Annotated in this window: 3 protein-coding genes; 1 reads left to right on the top strand and 2 read right to left on the bottom strand. The window is 72.8% G+C overall.

What is annotated here, in order from left to right:
- Positions 1-279: 279 nt before the first annotated feature.
- Positions 280-948 (top strand): lytic polysaccharide monooxygenase auxiliary activity family 9 protein, encoded by a 669-nt coding sequence (locus tag FOE67_RS20015; protein WP_323385107.1) that lies wholly within the window; start codon positions 280-282, stop codon positions 946-948.
- Positions 949-1,075: 127 nt separating this feature from the next.
- On the opposite strand, the gene FOE67_RS20010 is transcribed toward FOE67_RS20015, so the two are convergent.
- Both FOE67_RS20010 and FOE67_RS20005 read right to left on the bottom strand, forming a co-directional pair.
- Complete coding sequence (locus FOE67_RS20010) at positions 1,076-1,546, bottom strand: DUF7144 family membrane protein (protein ID WP_182666227.1); 471 nt, start codon at positions 1,544-1,546, stop codon at positions 1,076-1,078.
- A 161-nt stretch (positions 1,547-1,707) separates the two neighbouring features.
- On the bottom strand, positions 1,708-3,573 hold a 1,866-nt coding region (locus tag FOE67_RS20005), incomplete at its 5' end, for a glycoside hydrolase family 31 protein (RefSeq protein ID WP_182666226.1).

The raw sequence follows: 3,573 nt of genomic DNA, 5'->3' as shown, positions 1-3,573 counted from the left end.
GTGACGCGGTGATCCCTTCCGTCCGACCATCCGGGGAACGGGTGGCCGGGGCGGTGAAACCCCAGGTGGAATGGGTGCGGGAGGGGTGCTCGGGAGGTGTGACGGGTCCCGGGGCGATCGTCGGGGACGGTTCCGGCAGGGGAGTTCGAATGATCGTTCATCGAAATATTTCCGATACCGCGAAAAGTGTTTCGGGGGCGTGACGAAGGGGATAGCATTCAGCAACATGGGAGCGCTCCCAAACCGGATACCCCACAGCCGGAAAACGGAGACCGCACAGTGAATCCTCAACCTCGCACGACGGCCCCCGGATGGCGGGCCCGCCTCGCGGCGCTGTTCTCGGCCGCGCTGCTCTGCCTCATCCCGTGGGCCGAGCCGGCCGCGGCCCACGGTTCGATCGTGGACCCGGCCGCCCGTAACTACGGGTGCTGGCTGCGCTGGGGCCACGACCACCTGAACCCCAACATGGCCAACCAGGACCCGATGTGCTGGCAGGCCTGGCAGGACAACCCCAACGCCATGTGGAACTGGAACGGCCTCTACCGCGACAACGTGCGCGGGAACCACCAGGCCGCCGTGCCCAACGGGCAGCTGTGCAGCGGCGGCCGCACCGAGAACGGCCGTTACCGCTCGATGGACGCCATCGGCAACTGGCAGGCCACCGACATCAACAGCAACTTCACCGTGCGGCTGTACGACCAGGCCAGCCACGGCGCCGACTACTTCCGGATCTACGTCACCCGGCAGGGCTTCGACCCCACCCGTCAGGCCCTGAACTGGAGCGACCTGGAGCTCGTCCGGGAGACCGGCCGCTACGCCCCGGCCCAGAACATCTCCATCAACGTCAACGCCCAGAACCGCAGGGGTCGCCACATCGTCTACACGGTCTGGCAGGCCTCCCACATGGACCAGACGTACTACTTCTGCAGTGACGTGAACTTCCGCTGATCCGGCGGGGTTCGCACCCCGGTGCCCTCCGGCACCGACGCCCCACGACCCGGCCCCGGTGGACGCCCACACGTCCGCCGGGGCCGGGCCCGTCACGGCCGGGGGACCCGGGAGGGCCACGAGGGGATCAGGCCAGGGACCGGTCGTCCCTGGCCGTGGTCAGGGCCCAGATGACGAAGGCGTAGAACGCGATCGCCACGACGGACCACAGGGGGTAGTACGGCAGGGACAGGAAGTTGGCGACGATCAGCACCGCCGCCACCACCACCGCCGCCATCCTCGCCCACGTCGCCCCGCTGAACAGGCCGAGGGCGACCGCGATCACCGCGATGCCGGCGATCAGGTGGATCCACCCCCAGCCGGTCAGGTCGAGGGAGAAGGTGTAGTCGGCGGTCGCGACGAAGACCTCGTCCTCGGCTATCGCCATCACGCCGCGCAGGGCGTCGAAGAAGCCCGCGACCAGCATCATCACGGCGGCGAAGAGGACGACGCCACCGGCGAGGACCTCGCCGCGGGGTGAGCCGGTACCGCGCCCCGCGCGGCCGGTGTGTTCGGTGCGGGTGTCGTGGGACCCGCGGGTGTCGTGGGAAGACGCCATGGTTCGGCCTCCGTTCGAAAGCGGTGGGAGCCCCGTCCCGACGGGTCGGGGTCTGTGGTGTCCCCCCGGTGCGGCCGTGTCCGATTCATCACCTTTGTCATCTTCGTCGTTCGTTCCCATGCTTGCGCTTTTCGGGCGTGTCCGCCACGCGGGGACGGCCGTCACCCGCCGAGGACGGCCGGACCGCGCCCCGCGCGCACGTGGGCGGGGAACGCGTCCGGGCCGCACCGCACCTCCCGCCACCCCGGGCCCTCCAGCGGTGGACCGTTCACCAGCGGCTCCCAGCGCCCCTCCGGCACGTACAGCAGGCGGCGCCCACCGGGTTCGAGGATCGGCGCGACCAGCACGTCCGGCCCCAACAGGTACTGCAACCCCGCGTCACGGGCCGCCCGGTCGCCGGGCAGCGCCAACGGCATGGGGCGCATCAGCGGCAGGTCCCGCCGGGCGGCGGCCACCAGGTAGGGGCGCAGGCGGGAGCGCAGCCGGCAGGCCTCCAGGGCGGCGCCCCGGAAGGGCTCGGGATACGCGGTGGGCTCGCGCCGCCCCATGCCGTGGAAACGGGTCAGCGGGGAGAACGCCGCCCACTGCGCCCACCGCCCGTACAACTCGGGCTCCACGTCGGCCGCCACCGCGTCGGGGGTCATGGAGGCCCGCAGCTCCTCCGCCCGCCGGTGGGAGGCGGGGGTCCAGTAGCCACCGGCGTCGTGCGTGACGACCGAGAAACCGCTGAGCGCCATCGACAGCAGGGCCCGCAGGGTGGAGACCATGCCGCTCCAGGTGGAGGGCGTGTCCCCCGCCCAGTGGGCCGGGAGGCGCTGGGAACCGGCGGTGCCCGATCGCGAGAGCGGCAGGAAGTCCGCGCCCCGCGCCCGGCGCCCGGCCTCGTGGACCGCCTCCAGGTAGAACAGGCCGTAGGTGTTGCGGCGTTCGACGCCGGTGCTGCCGTCGGCGAAGACCGCCCCGGCCGGGATCTCCTCGCCGAAGTCGGCCATGACGGCGGCGTTGCGCTCCTCCCGCAGGGAGCGGGCCAGGCGTTCGCACCACCACTCGCGGGCCACGGGGTCGAGGAAGTCGACGAGCAGGGTCTCGGGGTTGTCGGAGGTGGCGATCGGCCGGCCGTCCGCGCCGCGCACCAGCAGGCCCCGGGCGGTCAGCTCATCGGCGAGGGGCGTGCCGCGCCGCACGTAGGGGTTGATCCACAGGCTCACCCGCACGCCCCGGTCGATCAGGGGGCGGGCCCAGTCACGGGGAAAGCGGTCCCGGGCCGGACCGGCGCTCCAGGAGGCGGTGTCCAGGACGTTCTCGTCGAGCCACTCGTCCACGTGCACGACGTCCACGGGGCAGCCGGCGGCGTCGAGTTCGTCGACGGTGGCGATCACCTCCCCGGCGGTGAAATAGGAGCTGCGGCTCATCCACACGCCGAACGCCCAGTCCGGCACCGACCCCGGCCGGCCGGTGAGGGCGAGGTAGCGGCGCAGCAGGTCGGGCGCGTCACCGGTGAGCAGGAAGAGATCGAGGTCGTCGCCGAGGATCTCCACCCGGGCGGCCTCGCCGTGGGTGGCGCCGAGATCGGCGGTGACGGGGCCGCCGCCGTGGCCGAACAGGCCCCAGCCCGCGTCGGACCACAGGAAGGGCACGTTGAGGTAGGCGGAGTCGCGACCGGCGGCGCGGTTCTCCTCGACGTTGCGCAGCCTGCGGTGCCGCCCGCGCAGATCGGGCCCCTGGTAGCTCTCACCGCCCCCGTACACCGCGACGTCCGGCGCCAGGTGGATGGTCTCCACCCATCCGGCGGGCCGGCCGGGCGCGGCGGACCGGCGACCGGCGTGGAAGGGGACGGTGTCCCCCTCGGGCTCGGAGAAGCGACCGAAGGAGCCCAGCCGCAGCCCCTGCGGGGCCCCCTCACCGCCTTCGGGGCCCCCGGGCCGGCCGGTCTCCCAGAAGGCCTCCACGCCGGGGCCGGTGATGGCGGTGCCGCCGGGGACCGGGGACAGGCGGGCGGGTCGGTGTGGGAGGTCGCGCAGGACGGG

It is taken from the genome of Streptomyces calidiresistens (assembly GCF_014141525.1).
Lineage (GTDB): Bacteria > Actinomycetota > Actinomycetes > Streptomycetales > Streptomycetaceae > Streptomyces > Streptomyces calidiresistens.
The sequence above is the reverse complement of the archived record's forward strand: the minus strand, read 5'-3'. Positions and strand labels throughout refer to the sequence as shown.

What these genes read in the sequence shown, in the direction of transcription:
- FOE67_RS20010 (WP_182666227.1), bottom strand. Translation starts at nt 1,546, where the DNA reads ATGGCGTCTTCCCACGACACCCGCGGGTCCCACGACACCCGCACCGAA.